We start from the raw sequence: 22671 nt of genomic DNA, 5'->3' as shown, positions 1-22671 counted from the left end.
CATAAAAGCTCGCTGGCAAGCCAGCTCCCACAAGACAGTTGCGGCTACGGGATGCCGGCGGCGCTTTACGCGCGCGAAGCGAACAGCGCCTGGTGCTCGCGGCACTGCGCCGCGCTGAGCATGAACACGCCATGGCCACCGCGCTGGAATTCCAGCCAGTGGAAGTCCACCTCCGGGTACAGGGCTTCGACGTGCACCTGGCTGTTGCCCACTTCCACGATCAGCAGGCCCTTCTCGGTCAGGTGGTCGGCCGCTTCGGCCAGCATGCGCCGCACCAGATTCAGGCCATCGTCGCCGCAGGCCAGGCCCAGTTCCGGCTCGTGCTGGTATTCGTCGGGCATGTCGGCGAAATCTTCGGCGTCCACGTACGGCGGGTTCGACACGATCAGGTCGAAGCGCTGGCCCGGCAGGCCGTCGAAGCCGTCGCCCTGCACGGTGTACACGCGGTCTTCCACGCCGTGGCGCTCGATGTTCTGGTTCGCCACCTCGAGGGCCTCGAACGACAGGTCGCCCAGCGCCACTTCGGCGTTGGGGAACACGTCGGCGCAGGCGATGCCGATGCAACCCGAGCCGGTGCACAGGTCGAGGATGCGCGCCGGCGGGTTGGCCAACCAGGGGCTGAAGCCGTCCTCGATCAGCTCGCCGATGGGCGAACGCGGAATCAGCACGCGCTCGTCGACGATGAACGACATGCCGCAGAACCACGCCTCGTTGAGCAGGTACGGCACCGGCACACGGTCTTCGATGCGGCGCTTGAGCAACCCCTGGATGTGCACGATCTCGTCTTCTTCCAGGGCGCAGTCCAGGTAGCTGTCGGCGATCTGGTAAGGCAGGTGCACGGCACCCAGCACCAGCAGCCGGGCTTCGTCCCAGGCGTTGTCGGTGCCGTGGCCAAAGTACAGGTCTTCCCCGTGGAAACGGCTGACAGCCCAACGGATGTGGTCGCGCAGGGTGCGCAGGCGGGAAGTGATCACGGCAGACTCCTTTGAATACAGCCGCGCATTCTACCAGTGAAGCCCGGCCCGTGGGGCCCCTGCTGGCATTTTGCAGCAGCGCGGCACCCGACTACCGCCCCGAATCTGCACCGCAAGTGCGCGTAGCGATTCACAGAAAGGCTCCAGCAGTGGAGAATGTGGCAAAAGCCCTATCCAAAGGAGCCCCCGATGTCCGATACAAAGACGATGTTCCAATTGACTGGCCGCGGCCATCCCCCTGCCGATCTCAGCCGCGCCAGCCTTGTGATCATCGACGCCCAGCGTGAATACCTGAAGGGCCCCCTGGCCCTGGTAGGCATTGACGAAGCGGTGGCCAACATTGCCCGCCTGCTCAAGGCCGCGCGCGCTGCCCACCGCCCCATCGTGCACGTGCGCCACCTGGGCACCGTGGGCGGCCTGTTCGACCCCCAGGGCGACCGCGGCAAGTTCATCCCCGGCCTTGAGCCACTGGGTGACGAGCCGATCATCGAAAAGAACATGCCCAACGCGTTCAACAACACCGCCCTGCACCAGACCCTGCAGGAAAAAGGCCCGATCGACCTGATCGTCTGCGGTTTCATGACCCATTCCAGCATCAGCACCACCGTGCGCGCGGCCAAGGACTACGGCTACCGCAGCACCCTGGTGGAAGATGCCTGCGCCACCCGCGACCTGCCCTTCAAGGACGGCGTGGTACCGGCAGCCACCGTGAAGCAGGTGGGCATGGCCACCATGAATGACAACTTCGCCTGCGTGGCCCAGACCGACGAACTGGTCTGACCCCACCGGCAGTGCATGACCCGGCGGCCGCGCGACGTGGCCGCCCATCCGATAAAAGCGTTCATTTTTCCTAATTGCCCCCCGTGTCGGAACCCCGACGCCGCTGGCGAGTCGAAGGCCGGATATTCACTGAGGAAATCGGAATGAAGTTATCCGATGGTTTTGACGCTCGCCGCCTTCGCCCACGCGGCCAACGTAACTGGGGAACACGCCTGGGCCAGGCCTTCGCCGCGCTGCTGGCAGCCCTTGGGGTGCTGCTGGCCATGGCCGGCGCCGCCAGCCTTCTGGGCCACCCCCCGGCCCTGGGCGACCTGAACGCCAGCAAGACCGGCGCCGCCCTGCTGGTGGTGTTCGGCCTGCTGATTCTGTACCTGGGCGTGGGCCTGTGGCGCCGCTGCCGTCGGCGTCGCCATCGCAATCGCGAATTGAACCTGGCGCCGCACCTGATGAAAAAACACGACTGAGTCGCGTAAACTAGGCCTTCCTGGTGGAGGCTGACATGCAAGACGATGATTTTTCCCTGTTTACAAGCGAAATGCGCGGCGTAAAGCCGATCAAGCATGACCGCGCCGACACGGGCAAACCCAAGACCGACCGCAAGAACCTGGCCACACTGCGCCAGGCCGCGACCGTGCGCCAGGACGCCACCACCGTCGATGGCCTGAGCGACCAGTTCGTCATCGACGTGGGCCCCGAGGACGACCTGCACTGGGCCCGCGACGGCGTGCAGGAAAGCCAGATGCGCAAGCTCAAGGTCGGCCAGATCCCGTTCGAGGGCAGCCTGGACCTGCACGGCATGAGCGTGGAAAAGGCCCGGGAAACCCTCTGGGCCTTCCTGGCCGAGGCGGTGAAGTTCGAAATCCGCTGCGTGCGCGTCACTCACGGCAAGGCCGTGCGCCTGGACGGCAAGCGCCCCATGATCAAGAGCCACGTCAACACTTGGCTGCGACAACATGCCCAGGTGCTGGGCTTCACGTCCTGCCAACCGCGCCACGGCGGCGCTGGTGCGGTGTACGTGATGCTCAAGCGCACCATGCTTGAAGGGCGCGACGAATAACCTCGCGCTTGCAGCGACGCGGCCAGCGCCGTACCCTTCGCGTTTGCGAAAATTCCCACAGGTTTAGATCCATGTCCCTGGAACAGCACTACACCGCGATTCTCGGCAAACTCGGCGAGGACGTATCCCGCGAGGGCCTGCTCGACACGCCGAAGCGTGCCGCCAAAGCCATGCAGTACCTTTGCCGCGGTTATGAACAAACCCTGGAAGACGTCACCAACGGTGCGCTCTTCAGCTCCGACAACAGCGAGATGGTGCTGGTCAAGGACATCGAGCTCTACTCGCTGTGCGAACACCACCTGCTGCCGTTCATCGGCAAGGCCCACGTGGCCTACATCCCGAGCGGCAAGGTGCTGGGCCTGTCCAAGGTCGCGCGCATCGTCGACATGTACGCCCGCCGCCTGCAGATCCAGGAAAACCTCAGCCGCCAGATCGCCGACGCGATCCAGCAGGTCACCGGTGCCCTGGGCGTTGCCGTGGTCATCGAGGCCAAGCACATGTGCATGATGATGCGCGGCGTGGAAAAGCAGAATTCGTCGATGATCACCTCGGTGATGCTGGGCGAGTTCCGCGAAAACGCCGCTACTCGCAGCGAATTCCTCAGCCTGATCAAGTGATCCCAAGGGTACCGACATGTTGATGAAAGCATTGCGCGTGGGGCTGGGCCAGCTGATCGTGATTGGCGACCTGCTGACCCGCGGCCCCAAGCAGAAACGCAGCGCCCAGGCCCAGGCCGACGTGGAGCAGCAAGCCAAGGGCCTGAGCCTCTACCAGTTCCACGCCTGCCCGTTCTGCGTCAAGACCCGCCGCGCCCTGCACAAGCTCAACGTGCCGGTGGCCCTGCGCGACGCGAAGCACGACGAGCAGCACCGCCAGGCGCTGCTGGCCGAGGGTGGCCGTATCAAGGTGCCGTGCCTGCGCATCGAAGAGCACGGGCAGACCACCTGGATGTACGAATCCAAGGCGATCATCGCGTACCTGCAGCAGCGGTTTGCTTAAGCGAGATACAACAAACCCGTAGCCGCTGCCGATAGGCTGCGCTGGCCCCTGATTACACCGAGGATCTTCGGCGTGGATCAGGGCCAGCGCAGCCTGCGGCAGCGGCTACGGGTTTTGTGTTTCCAGCCTCAGCCGAGCATGGTCACATGCCGCGGTTGTGATTCAACCCGCTTGAGCCACGCCTGGATGCCCGGGTAGCCGGCCAGATCAAAGCCACCCTCATGAGCCACATGGGTGTAGGCGTACAGCGCGATATCCGCGATCGAATACTGGTCCCCCACCAGGAACGGCGTCAGCTGCAGCTGCCGCTCCATCACCCGTAATGCCTTTTTGCCGCGCACCTGGCAGTCCTGGTACTCCTGCAGGCGGTCTTCGGGCATGTTCAGGTAAAACTGGATAAACCGCGCCACGGCAATGTACGGCTCATGGCTGTACTGTTCGAAGAACTGCCACTGCAGCACCTGGGTGCGCAGGCGCGGCTCGGTGGGCAGGAACGCGGTGCCATCGGCGAGGAAGTTGAGAATCGCGTTGGACTCCCACAGGCAGGTGCCATCTTCCAGTTCCAGCACCGGGATCTTGCCGTTGGGGTTCTTGGCCAGGAACTCCGGGGTCTGGGTGTCGCCCCCGAGAATGTCGATGTCCACCCATTCATACGGCAGGTTCAGCAGGTGCAGCATCAGCTTGACCTTGTAGCAGTTGCCCGAGCGGTAATCGCCGTAAACCTTGTACATGAACCTCTCCTTCTACGCCGCTGCCTGAGCGGCCTGAGCCTTGCGGATAACGTGGGCCAACCGCGCCAGCCCTTCGTGCAGGCGGTGCGGGGCGACATGACTGAAATTCAACCGCAGGCAACCCGGGTGGGCCGCGGGGTCGGCGAAAAACGGCTCCCCCGGCATGAACGCCACGTCCTGGGCCATGGCGTCGGCCAACAAGGTGCGGGTATCGATCGGCTGTTTCAAGGTCAGCCAGAAGAATAGGCCCCCTTGCGGCACGTGCCAATCGGCCAGACCGGCGAAATGCTCGAGCAACGCCGCCTGCATGGCATCGCGACGCTCACGGTAGAAACTGCGCAACTCGCCCAGGTGCTGGCGGTACTTGTCCGTGCCCAGCCACTGCATGGCCTGCCACTGGCCGATGCGGTTGGTGTGCAGGTCGGCGGCCTGCTTCAGCCGCAGCAGGTGCGGGAACAGGTCGGGGCTGGCGATCAGGTAGCCCACGCGCACGCCGGGCAGCAGGGTTTTCGACACGCTGCCCATGTAGATCCAGCTGGCGGTGCGCAGGCGCCCGGCGATGGGCTGCGCGTGGCCGGCGTCGTAGGTCAGCTCGCGGTAGGGCTCGTCTTCAATCAGGGTCACCGCGAACTCGTCCAGCAGCGCCGCCACGCCCGCCCGGGCCGCTTCGCTGTAGCGCACGCCCGAAGGGTTCTGGAAGGTCGGGATCAGGTAGGCGAAGGCCGGCGCCTTGCGCTGCAGGTGGGCGCGCAAGGCGTCCAGGTCGGGGCCATCGGCCTGCAGCGGCACGCCCAGGCAATCGGCGCCGAACAGCTGGAAGGTCTGCAGGGCAGCCAGGTAGGTGGGGCCCTCGACGACAATTTCCGTGCCCTTGTCGATGTACAGCTTGGCGGCCAGGTCCAGCGCCTGCTGCGAGCCGCTGAGCACCAGCACCTGGCTGGCCTGGCAATCGATGCCCAAGGCGCGAGCGTCGGCGGCCAGCTGTTCGCGCAGCTGCGGCTCGCCTTCGCTGGTGCCGTACTGGCTCATGCTGGCGGGCAGGCCCGTCCAGTCCAGGGTGGGCAACATGGCCTCGGCCGGCAGGCCGCCGGCGAACGACATGACTTCGGGGCGCTGGGCCGCAGCGAGGATCTCGCGGATCAGCGAACTTTTGAGGCGTGTGACACGTTCAGAGAAAGCCATGGGACCACCACTGGCAAAGTCATCGGAAGATACGTCAAACTGCTTGACCGAAATTACGACGCCGGGCATGGATACGTCAATATGCTTGACCTTAAAAACACCGCCACCCAACAAATCGCCATGGAAGCTTTTTTCTACGGCTACCAGGCCTTCACCGCCAAGGCCGACGAAATGCTGGCCCGCCGGGGCCTGAGCCGGGTGCACCAGCGGGTGGTGTTCTTCATCGCGCGCTACCCGGACATTGGCGTGAGCGAGCTGCTGGAAAAGCTGGGGGTGAGCAAGCAGGCGCTGAACATGCCCCTGCGCCAGCTGATCGAGATGCAGCTGGTGACCAGCACCGCGCCCGCCAGCGACAAGCGCAAGCGCCTGCTGGGGCTGACACCCGAGGGGCTGCGGTTTGAAGAGGCGTTGCGCAAGGAGCAAGTGAAGCTGCTGCAACGAGTGTTCGCCGAGGCGGGCCCGGCGGCGGTGGATGGCTGGCTGGCGGTGAATGCAGCACTGGGCAAGACCACCAACCGCCCGTAGCAGCTGCCGCAGGCTGCGTCTTGTGGGAGCTGGCTTGCCAGCGAGTTGTTAAGGCCCGAAAAACTCGCTGGCAAGCCAGCTCCCACAAAGGCCGGTACAGTTTGACTGTATGGCTAAATGTTACTGCTGCTGTACTGCAACGGTGCAAGGCGGCGGGTTTAGTCTTTCAGGCCTGCCACCACCTCGCTCAAGGATTTGCAGCATGACCGACGCCTCCCCCGTGCATTTGCGCCCGTTGGCCGACACCTCCCCCTCCGCCGTGGTCGCAGGCTTCATTGCCATGATGACCGGCTACACCAGCTCCCTGGTGCTGATGTTCCAGGCCGGCCAGGCCGCAGGGCTGACCAGCGCGCAGATTTCCTCGTGGATCTGGGCGCTGTCCATCGGCATGGCGGTGTGCAGCATCGGCCTGTCGCTGCGCTACCGCACGCCCATCACCGTGGCCTGGTCGACGCCCGGCGCGGCGCTGCTGATCACAAGCCTAGGCCATGTGAACTACAGCGAGGCCATCGGCGCCTACATCACCTGCGCGGTGCTGGTGGTGATCTGCGGGCTCACCGGCAGCTTCGAGAAACTGGTCAAGCGCCTGCCCTCCTCCCTGGCCGCGGCGTTGCTGGCCGGCATCCTGTTCAAGATCGGCAGCGAAATCTTCGTCGCCGCCCAGCACCGCACCCTGCTGGTGCTGGGCATGTTCTTCACCTACCTGCTGGTCAAGCGCGTGTCGCCGCGCTACGCCGTGCTGTCGGCGCTGGTGCTGGGCACCCTGCTGTCGGGCTTCATGGGCCTGCTGGACTTCAACCAGTTCCACCTGGAAGTGGCCACCCCGGTTTGGACCACCCCATCATTCTCGCTGGCCGCGACCATCAGCATCGGCATCCCGCTGTTCGTGGTGGCCATGACCTCGCAGAATATGCCCGGCATCGCCGTGCTGCGCGCCGACGGCTATCAGGTGCCCGCCTCGCCACTGATCTCGGTGACCGGCTTCGCTTCTCTGCTGCTGGCACCGTTCGGCTCCCACGGCATCAACCTGGCGGCCATCAGCGCCGCCATCTGCACCGGCCCGCACGCCCACGAAGATCCAAGCAAACGCTACACCGCCGCGGTGTGGTGCGGGATTTTCTACGGCATCGCCGGCGTGTTCGGCGCCACCCTGGCGGCGCTGTTTGCCGCCTTGCCGAAGGAACTGGTGCTGTCGATTGCCGCGCTGGCGCTGTTTGGCTCGATCATCAATGGCCTGAGTATTGCCATGAACGAGCCGAAGGAGCGCGAGGCGGCGCTGATCACCTTCATGGTGACTGCGTCGGGCTTCACGCTGTTCTCGGTGGGTTCGGCGTTCTGGGGCATCGTGGCGGGCGTATTGACCCTGCTGATCCTCAACTGGCAGAAGCAATAACCCGTAGCAGCTACCGAAGGCTGCGTCCGGCCTGGACGCGGCCGTCGGCCGCTGCTACAGGCGGAAATGCCCGACCATGTCGCGCAGCTCGCTGCCCAGCTGCGCCAGTTCGATGCTTGACGCCGCGTTGCCGCGCATCGCCAGCGCCGATTGATCAGCACTGGCGCGGATATTCGTGACGCTGCGGTTGATCTCTTCCGCCACCGAGCTTTGCTGCTCGGCTGCCGCGGCAATCTGCTGGTTCATCTGCTGAATCTGTGACACCGCGCTGGCAATACTGCCCAGGGCGCTCTCGGTCTGCAGCGCATCGCTGACCGCCAGCTTCACCAGTTCGCCACTGCCCTGGATCTGCGCCACCGACGCCGCGGCGCTGGCGCGCAAGGTGCTGACCAGCCGCTCGATCTCGGCGGTGGACTGCTGGGTGCGCTGGGCCAAGGCCCTTACTTCATCGGCGACCACGGCGAAACCACGCCCCTGTTCGCCGGCACGGGCGGCTTCGATGGCCGCGTTCAGCGCCAGCAGGTTGGTCTGTTCGGCCACGCTCTTGATCACTGCCACCACGGTGCCGATGCTCTGGATCTCGTTGCTCAGGTGCTCGATGCTGTGGCTCGCCGAATCCGCCGCGCCGGCCAGTTGCTCGATGCGCTGCATGCTCTGGCGTACCACCTGCTGGCCGTTGTCCACGCGGGTATCCGCTGACTGCGCGGCCAACGCCGCCTGCTCGGCGTTGCGGGCCACGTCGTGGACGGTGGCGGTCATCTGGTTCATGGCGGTGGCCACCTGCTCGGTTTCCTGCTGCTGGCTGCTGACCTCCAGGTTGGTCTGCTCAGTGACCGCCGACAGCGAATGCGCCGAGCTGGACAGCTGCTCGATGCCCGCCTGCAGGCCACTGACAATGCTGCTCAGGCCTGCGCCCATCTGCTGCATGGCAGCCAGCAACTGGCCGATCTCGTCGCGCCGGTCCACCTCGATACTGCCGCTGAGGTCGCCGCCGGCGATCTGCTGGGCACGGCTGATGACCCGGCGCAGCGGCCCCACGATCAGCCGGGTGATCAGCCACGCGGCGAGCACGCCCACCAGCAGCGCCACCAAGGATGAGCCGATGATCAGCAAGCTGTTCTGCTTCAACTCGGCCTGCATGGCCTGGTCCTGGGCGGCAGCGGCCTGGTCGACACGGCTCACCACCTCATCGGCCCGCGCCTTGAGCTGCCCATAGACCTGTTTTTCCTTGGCCAGCAGGTCGGTGTATTCCCCCAGCTTGTCGCTGAAGCTGGCGATGTGATCGCTGACTTCGTTCAACACCGTCTGGTAGCCGGCGTCCTGTACCTCGCTCTTCAAGGCGTTGGCTTGCTTGAGGGCCTCGGCGGCCTGCTCAATCTTGCCGTTGCCGGTGTCGTCGTCGACGCCCTTGCGGCTCTGGTCCAGGCGCACCCGCGCGGCGTCCATGGCCTGCAGCATCAGCCGCGCCACCTGCGCTACTTCATTGGCCTGGGTGATGAATTCGCTGCCCTTCTCGCCTTTGGAATCCTTGAGCGCATAGGTGCCGTCGTCGGACAGCCCGGCCTGCAGCACGTCGAGGTTATTGGCCACTGTGGACACCGACCAACTGGCCATGTCCAAGGCCAAATCCTTGGCCTGGCTGATCTCCACGAACTGGTCGAACGCCTTGCGGTACGCGGCCAGCGCCGGTTGCACGCCTTCTACAGCGCCCGCGCTGGCAGCCAGTGTTTCCACGCTCTTGCGCAGGGCATCGGCGGTCTTGGGGTCGGCGTGCAGGGCGAACTCCTGCTCCTGCAGGCGCACCCGCAGCAGGCCGCTGTTGAGCGCCGACATCTGCTTCAAGCCGTCGAAACGCTGGCTGATGCTGGCCAGCGACCACACGCCGATGGCCGCCACCAGCACCGTCAGCGCCAGCACCAGGGCAAAGCCCAGGCCCAGCTTGCGGGCCATGCCCAGGTTGGCAAAACGTCCACTGCTGGCCGATGTCATTGCGCGCTCCCCCAGAGTCAATGCACGCAGAGTGGCAATGGCACGGGGGCAGGCACAAGATCCTGGCGTCGGAATAATGGCAAAAAGCTATGAAGGTGTCGTTTTCAGCAAAGCGGAGGGCGCTTTGCCCTGCTATCAAATCGCCGTGGCGCCCCCGTCCACCAACAACGAATGCCCCGTGGTAAACGCCGCGCCATCGCTGCACAGGTACAACACCGCGCTCGCCACCTCTTCCACCCGGCCCACGCGCCCGACCGGGTGCATGGCCGCGGCGTACTCGGCCTTGCGCGGGTCGGCTTCGTGGGCGCGGCGGAACATGTCGGTGTCGATCACCGCCGGGCACACGGCGTTCACGCGAATGTGTTTTTTCGCGTATTCGATGGCGGCCGACTGGGTCAGGCCGATGACCGCGTGCTTGGAGGCCGCGTAGATGCTCATCTTCGGCGCCGCACCCACGCCGGCGACCGAGGCGGTGTTGACGATGGCGCCGCCGCCCTGGGCCAGCATCACCGGCAACTGATACTTCATGCACAGCCACACGCCCTTGACATTGACGCCCATGATGGCGTCGAACTGCGCCTCGGTGCCTTCGGCCAGGCGGCTGTTCTCGATCTCGATACCGGCGTTGTTGAAGGCGTAGTCCAGGCGGCCCCACAGGGCCACGGCCTGCTCGGTCATGGCGCGCACCTGGGCCTCCACGGTGACGTCGCAACGCAGGAACTGCGCCTGGCCGCCAGCCTCGCGAATCAGCGCCACGGTACCTTCGCCACCGGCGGCGTCCAGGTCCACCACCACTACTTTCAGGCCCTCGGCGGCGAACGCCTGCGCGGTGGCGCGGCCGATGCCTGCCGCCGCACCGGTCACCAGCGCCACTTGTCCGGAAAATGCCATGCCCATGGTCGAACCTCTGTGAATTGGAAGTGATGGGCGCAGTCTAGCCAAGGCGCCAGCACGCCACGCAGCACTATTGGCGCGCTGTATTTCACCGTATTCGGCGCGGCCGTTGCCCTTGCCAGCGGCGCCCGCGCGGCCTATCAACAGTCCACCGTCCACATTTGGAAGCACCTGCCATGACCGACGTCAACCGCCAATTCCTGCTGGCCCGCCGCCCTTCCGGCGCCGCCAGCCGCGAAGACTTCACCTTCCAGACCGTGCCGCTGCCCGAACTGGGCGTCGGCCAAGTGCGCGTGAAGAACCTCTACCTGTCCCTGGACCCGGCCATGCGCGGCTGGATGAATGAGGGCAAGTCCTACATCCCACCGGTGGGCCTGGGCGAAGTGATGCGCGCCTTGGGCGTAGGCCAGGTGGTGGCGTCCAACAACCCGGCGTTCGCCGTGGGCGACCATGTCAACGGTGCGCTGGGCGTGCAGGATTTCTTCCAGGGCGAGCCCAAGGGCTTCTACAAGGTGGACCCCAAGGTTGCGCCGCTGCCGCTGTACCTGTCGGCGCTGGGCATGACCGGCATGACCGCCTACTTCGCGCTGCTGGAAACCGGCGCACCAAAGGCGGGCGACACCGTGGTGATCTCCGGCGCCGCGGGGGCGGTGGGCAGCGTGGCCGGGCAGATCGCCAAGATCAAGGGCTGCCGGGTGGTCGGCATCGCCGGCGGCAAGGACAAGTGCCAGTCGCTGATCGACGAACTGGGCTTTGACGGCGCCATCGACTACAAGGCCGAGGACGTCGCCGCCGGGCTCAAGCGCGAATGCCCCAAGGGCGTGGACGTGTTCTTCGACAACGTGGGGGGCGACATTCTCGACGCCGTGCTCAGCCGCCTGGCGCCCCACGCGCGGGTGGTGATCTGCGGGGCCATCAGCCAGTACAACAGCAAGACCGGGGTGAAGGGCCCAGCCAATTACTTGTCGCTGCTGGTGAACCGCGCGCGCATGGAAGGTTTCGTGGTGATGGACCACGCCGCCAAGTTCGCCGCGGCCGGGCAGGAGATCGCCGGCTGGCTGGCCAAGGGGCAGCTCAAGAGCAAGGAGCACGTGGTGGAGGGGCTGGAGACGTTCCCAGAGACGCTGCAGAAGCTGTTCAGCGGGGAGAATTTCGGCAAGCTGGTGTTGAAGGTCTAGCCCCGTAGCAGCTGCCGCCAGGCGGCGTCCGGGACGCCGCCTGGCGGCAGCTGCTACAGGTAAAGATCAGGCGTTGAGCTGGGCTACGACGTCTGCCAGCGCTTGCGCCGGGTCTTTGGCCTGGCTGATCGGGCGGCCGATCACCAGGTAGTCGGAACCTGCGTCCAGCGCCTGGCGTGGGGTGAGGATGCGACGCTGGTCGTCCTGGGCGCTGCCGGCCGGGCGAATGCCAGGGGTCACCAGTTGCAGCGACGGGTGCGCCGCTTTCAGGGCCTGGGCCTCCAGGGCCGAGCACACCAGGCCGTCCATGCCAGCCTTCTCCGCCAGTGCGGCCAGGCGCAGCACCTGCTCTTGCGGCTCGATGTCCAGGCCGATGGCGGCCAGGTCTTCACGCTCCATGCTGGTCAGCACGGTCACGCCGATCAGCAGTGGCTTGGGGCCGCTGCGCTGGTCGAGTACGTCACGGCAGGCGGCCATCATGCGCAGGCCGCCGGAGCAGTGCACGTTCACCATCCACACGCCCATTTCCGCAGCGGCCTTGACGGCCATGGCAGTGGTGTTGGGAATGTCGTGGAATTTCAGGTCCAGGAACACTTCGAAGCCCTTGTCGTTCAGGGTCTCGACGATGCCCGATGCGCTGCTGGTGAACAGCTCCTTGCCGACCTTCACGCGGCACAGCTTGGGGTCCAGCTGGTCAGCCAGTTTCAGGGCGGCGTCGCGGGTGGGGAAATCCAGGGCGACGATGATAGGAGTCTGGCAAGCGGACATGGGCGGGCTCTCAGGGGGCAAGTCGAAATCGGCGCGCATTGTAGCGGATTTTAGGGGCGCTGGCGCCCCACAAACAGGCACAGCCTGCCCTTAGCCTAGCCCACCCATCTCCACCTGCGACACCAAACCCGCCATTACGACCCCTTTTGCCCGGCTGGCACGGCCACTGCACGCAAAACAGCACGAACGTTCCAATCCACACGAGGGAGCCGTCATGACTACGCAACTCAAGCCCACCTTGGGCACGCTGCACCTGTGGGGCATCGCGGTAGGGCTGGTGATTTCCGGCGAGTACTTTGGCTGGAGCTATGGCTGGGGCGTGGCTGGCACCCTGGGTTTCCTGCTGACCTCGCTGATGGTGGCCACCCTCTACACCTGCTTCATCTTCAGTTTCACCGAGCTGACCACGGCCATTCCCCACGCAGGCGGGCCTTTTGCCTACAGCCGCCGTGCCTTCGGCGAAAAAGGCGGGCTGATCGCCGGCCTGGCCACCCTGATCGAATTCGTCTTCGCCCCACCGGCCATCGCCCTGGCCATTGGCGCCTACCTCAACGTCCAGTGGCCCGCCCTGGACCCGCGCCATGCGGCGCTGGGCGCGTACATCGTGTTCATGTTGCTGAACATCCTCGGCGTACAGTTGGCCGCTACCTTTGAACTGGTGGTGTGCATTCTCGCCGTGATCGAGCTGCTGGTGTTCATGGGCGTGGTGGCGCCGGGCTTCAGCGTCGGCAACTTCGTCGCCAACGGCTGGGCCGGGGACAATACCTTCAGCCTCGGCGCGGTGAGCGGCATGTTCGCTGCCATTCCGTTCGCCATCTGGTTTTTCCTGGCCATCGAGGGTGCGGCCATGGCTGCCGAGGAAGCGAAAGATCCGCGGCGCACCATCCCCAAGGCCTACATCAGCGGCATCCTCACGCTGGTGCTGCTGGCCCTTGGCGTGATGGTGTTCGCCGGCGGCGTGGGCGACTGGCGCGCCCTGGCCAACATCAATGACCCCCTGCCCCAGGCCATGAAAACCGTGGTAGGCGAAGGCTCCGGCTGGCTGCACATGCTGGTGTGGATCGGCCTGTTCGGCCTGGTGGCCAGCTTCCACGGCATCATTCTCGGCTATTCGCGCCAGTGCTTCGCCCTCGCCCGTGCCGGCTACCTGCCCAAGGGCCTGGCCAAGCTGTCGCGCTTTCAGACCCCGCACCGGGCCATCATCGCCGGCGGCGTGGTGGGCATCGCCGCCATCTACAGCGACGGCCTGATCAACCTGGGCGGCATGAGCCTGACCGCCGCCATGATCACCATGGCCGTGTTCGGCGCCATCGTCATGTACATCATGAGCATGCTCAGCCTGTTCAAGCTGCGCCGCAGCGAACCCGGCCTGGCTCGCAGCTTCCGCGCCCCCGGCTACCCCATCGTGCCGGGCATCGCCCTGGTGCTGGCGGTGGTGTGCCTGGTGGCCATGGCCTGGTTCAACACCCTGATCGGCGTGATCTTCCTGGGCTTCATGCTGGTAGGCTTCGTCTACTTCCTGCTCACCGGCGCCGCCCGTGCCAGCGCCCCGGCAGACGCCATGCTCACGGGCCTGTAGCCAGCGCCCTATAATGGAACCACTGCCGGGCGCTTGCCTCCAATGAGTACAAGCCTGTATTCGCCGCCACCCGGGCGGCGAGCCCGGCCCGCAAGGAGAAGTGGCCATGCCCTGGTACGCCTGGTTGATTTTGGTAGTAGCGATCGGCTCCATTGTTGGCGGCCTGATGATGTTGCGCGACAGCGCCAGCAAAGTGGAACTCACCGAAGAACAGCGCCGCAAGGTGGCGCAGCGCAACGCCGAGGCGGACGCCAAGGACGCGCAGAACCGGTAGGCGTGTGTAGCAGCGGCCGCAAGGCCGCGTCACAGGCGCCAACGTACACCGGTTGAATCGCGGCGCCTTGGACGCAGCCTGCGGCAGCTGCCACGGGGGGCCGCTTCTGTTAGAATGATGATTAACATCCCATTCTGACCGGGCCATCCCCATGCGCTACTCCGCCGACCACAAAGCCCAGACCCACGAACGCATCGTCAAGGAAGCCTCGGCGCGCTTTCGCCGGGATGGCATCGGCGCCACCGGCCTGCAGCCGTTGATGAAGGCGCTGGGGCTGACCCATGGCGGCTTCTACGCGCACTTCAAATCCAAGGACGAACTGGTGGAAACCGCCTTGCGCGCGGCAACCGAAGAGCTGACTGAGGTATGCGAAAAGGCCTTCGCCAAGCCCCAGCCGTTGCAGAGTTTCATCGACACCTACCTGAGCCCCGCCCATCGCGATAGCCCGGAAAAAGGCTGCCCACTGCCGACCATGGCCGCCGAACTGGGGCAGCGCGGCCAGCCCAGCCCCATCACCGACCAAGGCGTGGAAGACCGCCTGGCACGCATTGCCGCCACCTTGAAGGCAGAAGATGCCGAGGAGCAGGCCGTGGTGATGCTCTCGACCCTGGTGGGCGCGCTGATGCTGTCGCGCAGCGTCGAGGACCCGCAGTTGTCGCTGCGTATCCTCGACAGCGCGCGCAAGGCGCTCAAGTTGCAGGCGGATGCCGCGGGTTAGACCGCTTCACACCCAGCGCTTGAGCAGCACGCTGGCGTTCACCCCGCCAAACCCGAAGCCGTTGGACAGCGCGTACTCCATGGCCATGGCACGCGCCTGGCCACGCACCAGGTCCAACCCCTCGGCCAGCTCGTCCGGGTGCTCGAGGTTCAAGGTGGCGGGGGCAACCTGGTCACGCAACGCCAGCACCGTGAAGATCGCCTCGATGCCCCCTGCCGCGCCCAGCAAGTGACCGGTAGCGGATTTGGTCGACGTGATCGCCGGGCCCTGGCCGGCGCCGAACAGAGAACGAATGGCCGCCAGTTCGCCCTTGTCCCCCACTGGAGTAGAGGTGGCATGGGCATTCAGGTGCTGCACCTGGCCGGGGGTGATGCCACCCTGGGCCAGCGCTTGCTCCATGGCCCGCCGGGCACCGCTGCCATCTTCCGGCCCGGCCGTGAGGTGATAGGCGTCAGCGCTGGTGCCATAGCCCACCAACTCGGCCAATGGCGTGGCACCGCGGGCCAGAGCATGTTCCAGCGACTCGATCACCAGAATCCCCGCCCCCTCCCCCATCACGAAACCATCACGGTCACGGTCAAACGGCCGCGAGGCGCGGCTGGGCGTGGCATTGAAGCCACTGGACAACGCCCGCGCCGCAGCGAACCCGCCGAGGCTGACCCGGTCGATGGCCGCTTCGGCACCACCACACACGGCAATGTCGGCCTCCCCGGCGCGAATCAGCCGCGCCGCATCGCCGATGGCCTGCACGCCGGCGGCACAGGCCGTGACCGGCGCCCCCAGCGGCCCCTTGAAGCCATGCTGGATCGACACCTGCCCGGCCGCGAGGTTAACCAGGAACGCCGGAATGGTGAACGGCGACAGCTTGCGCGGCCCGCGGCTGTCGGTGGTGCGTACGGCGTCGACGATGGTGCCAAAGCCACCAATGCCCGACCCGATCACCGTGGCCGTGCGCTGCCGCGACGCCTCGTCCGTGGGAGCCCAGCCCGCCTGGGCCAACGCCTCGCGGGCGGCGGCGAGGGCAAACATAATGAAACGGTCCATCTTCTTCTGTTCCTTGGGCGCCGCGGCCAGGTCCGGGTCGAAGCCGGCCCGCGGATCTTCCCCAAGCGTTGGCACTACCCCGCCGACCCGCGCAGGCAGGTCGGCGACCACGCTTTCAGGCAACTCACGCAAGCCTGATTGGCCGGCCAGCAAGCGGCCCCACACGGTTTCCACGCCGGTGCCGAGCGGCGAGACGAGGCCCATGCCGGTGATGACGATTCTGCGGTTGTTCATGATATCCCCTTGCTGGAAGCAAAACCTGTCGCCACGACCTCAAGGCCGCTGCGGCAGTCGTGCCGCCGTGACAAAACCCTCGTTATAAGAAGGCAATTAAATGTCAACCATAATTCTATAAAATAGTATTACACCCATAATCTTAAAAAGCAATCAAGGCCCAGGCGAAAGCACTTCCTCACTCGATATGCGTGGCTACGCTTCCATTTTATTTGTATTATCGTACAAATAATTGGCTGCAGCCGATCAAGGACGACACACCATGAAACTCATGCTCGTACTGCTTGCTGCCACCCTGACTGGCTGCGGCACCATCAATACCGTCTTTCGCGACGATCAGGTTACCGTCAAGAATCTTAATGACGCGAAATCCTACTGCGGCGCCGTCCCTCGAGTATACAGCGGCGTCATGTATGACTTCTGTGCGCTGCACGCGCCCGTCAAGGAGAGCGACTCGCGCACCGGTTCCAGTTCATACGCCATGGGCATGGTCCTGGACGTCGCGATCTCCGGCGCACTCGATACTCTCGTATTGCCCTACACGCTTGTACGCCAGCACACCGACGGCAGCATGGTCCTGAATTAACCCCCCCTCCCCGTCCAGCAACCCCATTTTCAAGGGAAGATCAACGCAGTTGTCGCCCAGGCGCCCTGTAAGCGGCCAGTATTACCCTTAGACCCGGTGTCAGCGTTTGGCACCCGTTGCCCGTGCTGTGCCCCACCGCCCGCTCTTTTTCGACGCTGATCATTTGAGCGGCCATGGAAATGAAGTATTGCTAAGCCCGTTCATGTCGTTCATGGCTGCGCATTTCCCTCCTCAGGCACCGCAATTGACTGCGGTTCCTTAAGTATTGCGTAGCCGTCAGGTTGGGGCGCCAGGCGCCCCAACCCAGACCTACGTCACTCCAGCGTCAGCTTGTCGCGGTTCTTGTCGACCAACGACTTGCCGATGCCTTTGACTTCAAGCAACTCATCCACCGACGTGAATACACCGTGCTGCTCACGATGCGCGACGATAGCTAGTGCCTTGGCTGCACCTATACCGGACAACTCTTGCTGCAGTGTATTTGCGTCGGCCTGGTTGAGATTGACCTTGCCGGAAGCGGAAGCCTGCACCATTGCAGATGAAGTGGGGGCAACCGGCGCGGCGTTGGCGAGCACGGATACGCTGGCCAGCAGCGCGAACAGCATGGAACGGAACAAGGTTGGCATGAAACAGCTCCTGACTACAGTGGGTTCAAAGGCGGCTTTCCTGAGCCGCCCTTTCAACCTAGTCGAGCCTGATACGTTGTCCAACGGCATCACGTCAGGGGATGTTTCACCGGGACTCAATGCCCCGTGGATTGAAGCTGTACCGAGCGCAAGTAAATTCCCAGTACCCTGCCGTCGGTGCTCCCGGACAGCTGGTTGGGCGCCCTGGCGCCAAGGACGGAAAACTCGAAGACCTGATCTTCACGGCCGGCCTCCAACGGCAAGGCGAGCGTCACCACGCCATCATCGAGACGCTCCTGCTGGACCGGCGCTGCTGAGCCCTCTGGTTCGCGCACCAGCAGCGTTACAGGATGCCCTGCGGTCGCCCCTACTGTGTTGTAGGACAGCAGCACCCGACACCCCCCGCCCTTGCATTCGGGCGGAACCGGCAAACGCAGGCTCGCTTCAGGCTTCGACCAGACCGCCCCTGGCTCAAGCGTGTACCACCCGGACAGAAGCAGAAACGCCGCGTTGGGCAAGCCACTACCGAAGGCGATGGGGTAAGGCGTCGCCGCCAATTGTTCCAGGCTGACCCGAGTGGTCTGTTCGCTGGACCTGGCCTTGAGCTGAACTATCGCAAAATAGGGCGTCTGCGTGACGGAGAGCAACGGATTACCTTGCAGAAGGCTGACCGTACCGGCGAACACCTGCCGGAACTGTGCAGGGCATTTGAAATTATCCAACAGCGACAAGCGTCGATCCTCGGCCGTCAATATGGCAGGGCTCAACTCCGGGCATGGCCAGACTTCTGCGCCCCTCAAGGTATTGAAATAAGGAATGACGACAGCGTCGGCATGGTTGTCCAGCAAGAACTTCAACACCTGGTCAGGACGTACGCCACCCGCGCCATCGAAGTAGTCCAGCATGGCAGCAGGCCAATGTTTCTGGGCCATCGCCAGGTTCTTGTCGCCGCCGATATTGTAGGTGCGGTAGCCGCCGAACGAAGCCAGGTGGTTAACCATGAAATCGTTGGCATAGGGCGCGAATGCGACCAGCTCATTGTGGGAAAATGCTTTGGCCAATGGCTTCGTAACGTCACGTTCAATGGCGTCGAACATCTGCCGGTTGATGACCGCACGCTGCCAGTTTTCACCCACCGCTGGCCAGTACAGCACGAACAGCACCAGCACGCCTGCCCCAGCCCAGCGCAGGCTGCGCGTCTCGAGCGCTGCCAGGCCCATGACGCTCAGCCACCACAGCGCAAAAATCGCCAACGCGGCCCAGCGATAGGTAGCGCGCATCACCTTGAAGCCCGGCAGGTACTCCCAGACCCAGGCGTTGCCCGTGGCAGGTGCCAGACCGGCGGGCATCAAGGCACTCAGTGCACCAGGCGCCTGCTGCTGCACCAGCAACGGCTTGACACTGTCTATCTTCAGCGACGGGCCCAGGGCCAGGTAAAAACCAAGCAGCGCCACCACCAGCAATGCAGAGGCAAGCCATTCGCGGCGGCGGGCGCTGCAGTAGCCAAGCAACCCAGCTAGCAGGATAGGCAGGCTATAGGGGGTAGCCCAGACAGACTTGTCCCCGTAATACAGCTCGTTTGAACGATAGACACTCCAGCCCAGGGCATCGGCCACTGCACTGACCCCGTGGGTAGGCACCAGGGCAAACGAGAGATCCAGGCCCCAGCCACGAAAAAACGCCAACGGGCTGGGGGTAAAGTGCGAGCTTCCAACGTAATGCGTATAGGCCTCGTAGGCCAAGCCAAACCCAAGCAGGCACACCGGGGCGGCGAATACCAGCAACTCACGCCGCGCGGCAGGCTGGCGCAACAGAAACGCTACCCCCAGGACAGCCATGCCGGCGAAGAACATCACAAAGGTGTAGCCGTCCATGAACACCGCAAGCAGCGTGGTCATGACGAATAGCAATCCGCGCGTCAATCGAGCAAAGCGTCCCAGGCCATGGGTCGTGAACAGGCGATACCCTACGAGAAAGTAACTGGGCAGCAATGCCATCGCCATGGACAACATGCTGTAACCCGCATGGCCCCAGATAATAGGCAGGCAAAGCCACAGCGCCGCAGCACTGGCAGCGAGGCTGATGGAGCGCACATACAGGCGCGCCAGGCCTATGGCCCCCCAGTAAGCGAGAGCAAGCCACAGGGCACACACCAGCGAATAGGCATTGGCCATGTCCATGCCGGTCCGAATCAACAGCGCCATCGGCCATGCGCCGGCTAGCCCGAAGGCAAGCGGGGCCCCTGAGGGGTAGCCAATGAAAATCGAATGCGTGCTGAACAACCCTTCACGCGCCAGCGACTCGGCAAAGCCCCCCAGCCATAGCGCCTGTCCCAGAGTAGGCACAGCCACGAACGGCACCGCACCCTGATAGGCGAGAATGCCCACCAGCAGGGCAACGGCGAAGATAATGCGTTTTAAGTCCCACTGCATTTAACTTGCCCTCCCAGGCTGCCGCAGTTTCAGCCGCCATAAAGACGCCACCACAAAGGCAAGTACATCGCCACTCACTGTCACGACGCGACCAGCGACTACCGCTACTATCACGTCAGTTTCCGTCAGCGTCGTCTTGAGGAAGAAAAACAGCACCATTTCCCGGATGCCGATGCCTGCTGGCGCCCCCGGCGTCACCATGCCGATGAGCCAGGCCAGCACATAGGCACCTACTACCAGCACCACATTGGCGGATGCCCAGTCCGTTCCATAGCCAAGCACCCGCAGGACACCCTGGAAAACCAGGCCCGATATGAGCAGGAACAGACTGTATAAGGCAAAGGCCCAAGCCAGCCGGCCACCCTGCCAGCGCCGAAGCACCAGCAGCACCAGTGCTGCGCCTAGCAGGTAGGCAGAGACCGCAAAGCCGGTGCCCAGGGCCGGCTCCAATCGTGCCAGCGCAAGGCAACCGAGCAAGGCACCCGCCATGCACAGCAGAACAGTTTCCAGCACGGCACTCTTGGCCAGGCGCCAGCCTGGCAGGCCCGCCATCATTCCGAGGGCTTGCCGCCCCGCGAGATGAAAGATGTTGCCAGGCACGTACTTCGACAGCTGCGTGGCGCCATACACGCTGCAGGCCCACTGCGGCGCCACCGCGAGGCCCAGGTGACCAAGGCATTGCCACCAGCCAGCGCCCAGCAGCGCAGTGGCCAGGCCATAGGTGGCGGCCAGCCCGACCAGCGCCCACCATTGCCCCGTTCGCACCGTGGAGAAGTCCAGCACTGCATCATATTTGCGGAAGCTCAGGACGATGAAACCAATGGCCAGCACGGCCAATACGCTTCCCACCGCTCCCGTGATCGTCTTGCCGTGGCGCCGCAACAGCCCAGGCATGGCACTCAACAGGTGCGCGCCTTGCACAGCACCATGGTCCACGGCAATGGGCTGCGCACTTCGATCACATCGAAATACTGCGACACAAAGGCCACGAATTGGCGCTTGGACCAATGCTGAATATGACCCGGCGTGTTTCCCCACTGCCGCAGGTATTTCCCCCGGGCGAAGTTGAGCAGGCACCACAAGGGCTCCCGCGGCACACTCAGGATCACGTAGCCGGTGGCGATGGATTGCAGCGCGGCGATCCCCTGCTGCGGAAATTCCAGGTGTTCCAGAACCTCACAGCACACCACCAGGTCGGCGCCGTCCGCAGGCGCCTTCAGGTCGTAGATGCTCTTCACGGAGAAACGCTCTGGCGGTACCTGGTTGAGCGCCGCGTTCTGCTGGGCGATCTCCACCACCTTGCCGGAAAAATCGCAACCGCGCACATCAAGGCCCTGCTTGAGCCACTGGATAGTCCAGAAACCTTCGCCGCAGCCTATTTCATGAATGGCTTTGGCATCGGTGCGGGCCATCAACGACGCAAGCGCGTCATCGAAGCCTTTCATCATCCAGCGGACAATGGGGTTTCGAGAACCATACTTGTCGAACGCGTTGCCAATGACGATATCGTCTTCAGTCGCGCCACCCGCCATCTTCATGTGTTGCGCTCCCGGGGTTGGTTCACTCATCACTTTTGTTCGAACTGTTCAATTTAAAGCGAATATCTTCCAACAACTTTCGGTTCGCTGCCTGCAGGTCCGCCACCACGGCGATCAGTAGCGTCTGGAAGCCCATGATCAGCAAGGTGGCGGCCAGGATCAAGGATTGCACGTGACCGCCGCCATCCCCCTGAAGGTACAGGTTGAGAAACCTGCCACCCAATACCAGCCCGCAACAGAAAATGACCAGGCCGATAGTGCCGAAAAAGCGAAATGGCCTGTAAACGATGAAAATTCGAAGTATTGTCACAATACTTTTTTGAATGTATGACGGGATACTTTTCACTAATCGCGAGGGACGCAAATCACCGTTCACCCGCACCGGTACGGAAACCACGGCCATATTCTTCTGGCCCGCCTGGATAATGGTCTCCAGTGTGTAGGTGTAATTGTTGAATACCATCAGGTGCTGTGCCGCTACACGGCTCAGTGCACGAAAACCACTGGGTGCATCCGGAATATCGGTGTTACTGGCCACGCGTACCACCCAGCTACCCAGGCGCTGCAACAGCTTTTTAACCGGAGAAAAGTGCTCGATGGCATCGATGGGGCGAGCGCCAATCACCATGTCAGCGCGGTGTTCGAGAATAGGCTGGGTTAACGAAGGAATATCTGCCGCGCAATACTGGTTGTCGGCATCTGTATTGACGATGACATCGGCACCCCGTTGCAGGCATGCATCCAGGCCGGTCATGAATGCCTTTGCCAGGCCCTGGTTGCGGGTATGGCGTACCACATGGTCCACCCCAAGGCTTCGGGCGACCTCACTGGTGTTGTCCTGACTGCCGTCATCGATGACCAGCCATTCGACCGTGTCAAAGCCTGCCAAGGACCTTGGCAGTGCGGCAACAGTGACAGCCAAGGTTGCCGACTCGTTAAAGCAGGGAATCTGTATGATAAGTTTCAATACAACACCTCAGATTACGCGGCATGCGGGTCACTGTTATTTACTCTTCTTCGACAACCACCCCGCACTTCCCCACACTTGTATAGATATGGATACTTTCGCCGACGAAGATTGCGCGGCGAAAGTTTCCTCCAGTAGCCACCTTAACGCAATAATGGCCATTAGATACCACCGCGCTGTATTTGCAACAACAAACATCGCCA

The 22671-nt window shown here is 63.7% G+C and carries 24 protein-coding genes and 1 pseudogene; 12 read left to right on the top strand and 13 right to left on the bottom strand.

Features of this window, described 5'->3' with window-relative positions; translation table 11 throughout:
- Positions 1 to 65 precede the first annotated feature (65 nt).
- Complete coding sequence (prmB, locus tag AC0J42_RS07930) at positions 66 to 974, bottom strand: 50S ribosomal protein L3 N(5)-glutamine methyltransferase (protein WP_416423075.1); 909 nt, start codon at positions 972 to 974, stop codon at positions 66 to 68.
- Positions 975 to 1163: 189 nt separating this feature from the next.
- Between prmB and AC0J42_RS07925 the strand changes: the two genes are divergently transcribed.
- From AC0J42_RS07925 to AC0J42_RS07905, 5 genes are all read left to right on the top strand, one after another.
- Positions 1164 to 1754 (top strand): cysteine hydrolase family protein, encoded by a 591-nt coding sequence (locus tag AC0J42_RS07925; protein ID WP_416423074.1) that lies wholly within the window; start codon positions 1164 to 1166, stop codon positions 1752 to 1754.
- A 143-nt stretch (positions 1755 to 1897) separates the two neighbouring features.
- On the top strand, positions 1898 to 2218 hold the full coding sequence (locus AC0J42_RS07920) for a hypothetical protein (RefSeq protein WP_473005731.1): 321 nt from the start codon (positions 1898 to 1900) through the stop codon (positions 2216 to 2218).
- A 35-nt stretch (positions 2219 to 2253) separates the two neighbouring features.
- On the top strand, positions 2254 to 2811 hold the full coding sequence (locus AC0J42_RS07915) for a Smr/MutS family protein (RefSeq protein ID WP_416423072.1): 558 nt from the start codon (positions 2254 to 2256) through the stop codon (positions 2809 to 2811).
- A gap of 71 nt (positions 2812 to 2882) precedes the next feature.
- On the top strand, positions 2883 to 3428 hold the full coding sequence (gene folE / locus AC0J42_RS07910) for a GTP cyclohydrolase I FolE (protein ID WP_416423071.1): 546 nt from the start codon (positions 2883 to 2885) through the stop codon (positions 3426 to 3428).
- Positions 3429 to 3444: 16 nt separating this feature from the next.
- Complete coding sequence (locus AC0J42_RS07905; protein ID WP_416423070.1) at positions 3445 to 3810, top strand: glutaredoxin family protein; 366 nt, start codon at positions 3445 to 3447, stop codon at positions 3808 to 3810.
- Between the two features lie 128 nt (positions 3811 to 3938).
- On the opposite strand, the gene AC0J42_RS07900 is transcribed toward AC0J42_RS07905, so the two are convergent.
- Complete coding sequence (locus AC0J42_RS07900) at positions 3939 to 4541, bottom strand: glutathione S-transferase family protein (RefSeq protein WP_416423069.1); 603 nt, start codon at positions 4539 to 4541, stop codon at positions 3939 to 3941.
- 12 nt (positions 4542 to 4553) lie between these two features.
- Entirely contained in the window at positions 4554 to 5723 is a 1170-nt protein-coding gene (locus AC0J42_RS07895) for an aminotransferase-like domain-containing protein (RefSeq protein ID WP_473005730.1), read from the bottom strand.
- Between the two features lie 81 nt (positions 5724 to 5804).
- On the opposite strand from AC0J42_RS07895, the gene AC0J42_RS07890 reads away from it, so the two are divergent.
- Both AC0J42_RS07890 and AC0J42_RS07885 read left to right on the top strand, forming a co-directional pair.
- Complete coding sequence (locus AC0J42_RS07890) at positions 5805 to 6248, top strand: MarR family winged helix-turn-helix transcriptional regulator (protein ID WP_416423067.1); 444 nt, start codon at positions 5805 to 5807, stop codon at positions 6246 to 6248.
- Positions 6249 to 6450: 202 nt separating this feature from the next.
- Positions 6451 to 7641, top strand: a complete 1191-nt coding sequence (locus AC0J42_RS07885) for a benzoate/H(+) symporter BenE family transporter (protein WP_473005728.1) — start codon at positions 6451 to 6453, stop codon at positions 7639 to 7641.
- A 54-nt stretch (positions 7642 to 7695) separates the two neighbouring features.
- On the opposite strand, the gene AC0J42_RS07880 is transcribed toward AC0J42_RS07885, so the two are convergent.
- The 3 genes and pseudogenes from AC0J42_RS07880 to AC0J42_RS07870 form a co-directional block, all read right to left on the bottom strand.
- Positions 7696 to 8400 carry a methyl-accepting chemotaxis protein gene (locus AC0J42_RS07880; RefSeq protein WP_473006824.1) on the bottom strand — a complete coding sequence of 235 codons (705 nt, stop codon included), beginning with the start codon at positions 8398 to 8400 and terminating at the stop codon, positions 7696 to 7698.
- 204 nt (positions 8401 to 8604) lie between these two features.
- Positions 8605 to 8781, bottom strand: a pseudogene (locus AC0J42_RS07875) (HAMP domain-containing protein); the annotation flags it as partial.
- Between the two features lie 984 nt (positions 8782 to 9765).
- Entirely contained in the window at positions 9766 to 10527 is a 762-nt protein-coding gene (locus tag AC0J42_RS07870; RefSeq protein ID WP_416423065.1) for an SDR family oxidoreductase, read from the bottom strand.
- 173 nt (positions 10528 to 10700) lie between these two features.
- Between AC0J42_RS07870 and AC0J42_RS07865 the strand changes: the two genes are divergently transcribed.
- Entirely contained in the window at positions 10701 to 11702 is a 1002-nt protein-coding gene (locus AC0J42_RS07865; protein WP_473005727.1) for an NADP-dependent oxidoreductase, read from the top strand.
- A gap of 66 nt (positions 11703 to 11768) precedes the next feature.
- Here AC0J42_RS07865 and pyrF read toward each other — a convergent pair whose 3' ends face one another.
- Positions 11769 to 12470, bottom strand: coding sequence for an orotidine-5'-phosphate decarboxylase (gene pyrF / locus AC0J42_RS07860; protein WP_416423063.1), 702 nt, complete (start codon positions 12468 to 12470; stop codon positions 11769 to 11771).
- A 214-nt stretch (positions 12471 to 12684) separates the two neighbouring features.
- Between pyrF and eat the strand changes: the two genes are divergently transcribed.
- The 3 genes from eat to AC0J42_RS07845 all read left to right on the top strand — a co-directional run bounded on the left by eat (position 12685) and on the right by AC0J42_RS07845 (position 15041).
- Positions 12685 to 14049: an ethanolamine permease gene (gene eat / locus AC0J42_RS07855; RefSeq protein ID WP_473005726.1), complete on the top strand. Its 1365-nt coding sequence runs from the start codon at positions 12685 to 12687 to the stop codon at positions 14047 to 14049.
- Positions 14050 to 14155: 106 nt separating this feature from the next.
- A complete protein-coding gene (locus AC0J42_RS07850; RefSeq protein WP_416423061.1) occupies positions 14156 to 14323 on the top strand; it encodes a DUF2897 family protein in 168 nt (55 codons plus the stop codon).
- Between the two features lie 151 nt (positions 14324 to 14474).
- Positions 14475 to 15041, top strand: a complete 567-nt coding sequence (locus tag AC0J42_RS07845; RefSeq protein WP_473005725.1) for a TetR/AcrR family transcriptional regulator — start codon at positions 14475 to 14477, stop codon at positions 15039 to 15041.
- A gap of 6 nt (positions 15042 to 15047) precedes the next feature.
- Here the strand turns inward: AC0J42_RS07845 and fabF are convergent, their stop codons facing one another.
- Positions 15048 to 16319 carry a beta-ketoacyl-ACP synthase II gene (gene fabF / locus AC0J42_RS07840; RefSeq protein WP_473005724.1) on the bottom strand — a complete coding sequence of 424 codons (1272 nt, stop codon included), beginning with the start codon at positions 16317 to 16319 and terminating at the stop codon, positions 15048 to 15050.
- A gap of 262 nt (positions 16320 to 16581) precedes the next feature.
- Between fabF and AC0J42_RS07835 the strand changes: the two genes are divergently transcribed.
- A complete protein-coding gene (locus tag AC0J42_RS07835) occupies positions 16582 to 16905 on the top strand; it encodes a YceK/YidQ family lipoprotein (RefSeq protein WP_473005723.1) in 324 nt (107 codons plus the stop codon).
- Between the two features lie 314 nt (positions 16906 to 17219).
- On the opposite strand, the gene AC0J42_RS07830 is transcribed toward AC0J42_RS07835, so the two are convergent.
- The 5 genes from AC0J42_RS07830 to AC0J42_RS07810 form a co-directional block, all read right to left on the bottom strand.
- Positions 17220 to 17531 carry a ComEA family DNA-binding protein gene (locus AC0J42_RS07830; RefSeq protein WP_473005722.1) on the bottom strand — a complete coding sequence of 104 codons (312 nt, stop codon included), beginning with the start codon at positions 17529 to 17531 and terminating at the stop codon, positions 17220 to 17222.
- Between the two features lie 116 nt (positions 17532 to 17647).
- Positions 17648 to 19963: a hypothetical protein gene (locus AC0J42_RS07825; RefSeq protein WP_473005721.1), complete on the bottom strand. Its 2316-nt coding sequence runs from the start codon at positions 19961 to 19963 to the stop codon at positions 17648 to 17650.
- The gene (locus AC0J42_RS07820) at positions 19964 to 20866 is read right to left on the bottom strand and encodes a hypothetical protein (RefSeq protein ID WP_473005720.1); all 903 of its coding nucleotides are present in this window, start codon (positions 20864 to 20866) and stop codon (positions 19964 to 19966) included.
- Positions 20863 to 21501: a class I SAM-dependent methyltransferase gene (locus AC0J42_RS07815; protein ID WP_473005719.1), complete on the bottom strand. Its 639-nt coding sequence runs from the start codon at positions 21499 to 21501 to the stop codon at positions 20863 to 20865. The genes AC0J42_RS07820 and AC0J42_RS07815 overlap by 4 nt, the downstream gene beginning before the upstream one ends.
- Positions 21502 to 21523: 22 nt before the next feature.
- The gene (locus AC0J42_RS07810; RefSeq protein ID WP_473005718.1) at positions 21524 to 22423 is read right to left on the bottom strand and encodes a glycosyltransferase family 2 protein; all 900 of its coding nucleotides are present in this window, start codon (positions 22421 to 22423) and stop codon (positions 21524 to 21526) included.
- Positions 22424 to 22671: the final 248 nt, after the last annotated feature.

This window comes from Pseudomonas sp. Tav-5-1A (assembly GCF_055755055.1).
The sequence above is the reverse complement of the archived record's forward strand: the minus strand, read 5'-3'. Positions and strand labels throughout refer to the sequence as shown.

What these genes read in the sequence shown, in the direction of transcription:
- AC0J42_RS07845 (WP_473005725.1), top strand. Translation starts at nt 14,475, where the DNA reads ATGCGCTACTCCGCCGACCACAAAGCCCAGACCCACGAACGCATCGTC.
- AC0J42_RS07830 (WP_473005722.1), bottom strand. Translation starts at nt 17,531, where the DNA reads ATGCCAACCTTGTTCCGTTCCATGCTGTTCGCGCTGCTGGCCAGCGTA.
- AC0J42_RS07895 (WP_473005730.1), bottom strand. Translation starts at nt 5,723, where the DNA reads ATGGCTTTCTCTGAACGTGTCACACGCCTCAAAAGTTCGCTGATCCGC.
- AC0J42_RS07825 (WP_473005721.1), bottom strand. Translation starts at nt 19,963, where the DNA reads ATGCAGTGGGACTTAAAACGCATTATCTTCGCCGTTGCCCTGCTGGTG.
- AC0J42_RS07905 (WP_416423070.1), top strand. Translation starts at nt 3,445, where the DNA reads ATGTTGATGAAAGCATTGCGCGTGGGGCTGGGCCAGCTGATCGTGATT.
- folE (WP_416423071.1), top strand. Translation starts at nt 2,883, where the DNA reads ATGTCCCTGGAACAGCACTACACCGCGATTCTCGGCAAACTCGGCGAG.
- AC0J42_RS07885 (WP_473005728.1), top strand. Translation starts at nt 6,451, where the DNA reads ATGACCGACGCCTCCCCCGTGCATTTGCGCCCGTTGGCCGACACCTCC.
- AC0J42_RS07815 (WP_473005719.1), bottom strand. Translation starts at nt 21,501, where the DNA reads ATGAAGATGGCGGGTGGCGCGACTGAAGACGATATCGTCATTGGCAAC.
- AC0J42_RS07890 (WP_416423067.1), top strand. Translation starts at nt 5,805, where the DNA reads ATGCTTGACCTTAAAAACACCGCCACCCAACAAATCGCCATGGAAGCT.
- eat (WP_473005726.1), top strand. Translation starts at nt 12,685, where the DNA reads ATGACTACGCAACTCAAGCCCACCTTGGGCACGCTGCACCTGTGGGGC.
- AC0J42_RS07915 (WP_416423072.1), top strand. Translation starts at nt 2,254, where the DNA reads ATGCAAGACGATGATTTTTCCCTGTTTACAAGCGAAATGCGCGGCGTA.
- AC0J42_RS07925 (WP_416423074.1), top strand. Translation starts at nt 1,164, where the DNA reads ATGTCCGATACAAAGACGATGTTCCAATTGACTGGCCGCGGCCATCCC.
- AC0J42_RS07880 (WP_473006824.1), bottom strand. Translation starts at nt 8,400, where the DNA reads ATGACCGCCACCGTCCACGACGTGGCCCGCAACGCCGAGCAGGCGGCG.
- AC0J42_RS07900 (WP_416423069.1), bottom strand. Translation starts at nt 4,541, where the DNA reads ATGTACAAGGTTTACGGCGATTACCGCTCGGGCAACTGCTACAAGGTC.
- AC0J42_RS07920 (WP_473005731.1), top strand. Translation starts at nt 1,898, where the DNA reads ATGAAGTTATCCGATGGTTTTGACGCTCGCCGCCTTCGCCCACGCGGC.
- fabF (WP_473005724.1), bottom strand. Translation starts at nt 16,319, where the DNA reads ATGAACAACCGCAGAATCGTCATCACCGGCATGGGCCTCGTCTCGCCG.
- pyrF (WP_416423063.1), bottom strand. Translation starts at nt 12,470, where the DNA reads ATGTCCGCTTGCCAGACTCCTATCATCGTCGCCCTGGATTTCCCCACC.
- AC0J42_RS07870 (WP_416423065.1), bottom strand. Translation starts at nt 10,527, where the DNA reads ATGGGCATGGCATTTTCCGGACAAGTGGCGCTGGTGACCGGTGCGGCG.
- AC0J42_RS07850 (WP_416423061.1), top strand. Translation starts at nt 14,156, where the DNA reads ATGCCCTGGTACGCCTGGTTGATTTTGGTAGTAGCGATCGGCTCCATT.
- AC0J42_RS07865 (WP_473005727.1), top strand. Translation starts at nt 10,701, where the DNA reads ATGACCGACGTCAACCGCCAATTCCTGCTGGCCCGCCGCCCTTCCGGC.
- AC0J42_RS07835 (WP_473005723.1), top strand. Translation starts at nt 16,582, where the DNA reads ATGAAACTCATGCTCGTACTGCTTGCTGCCACCCTGACTGGCTGCGGC.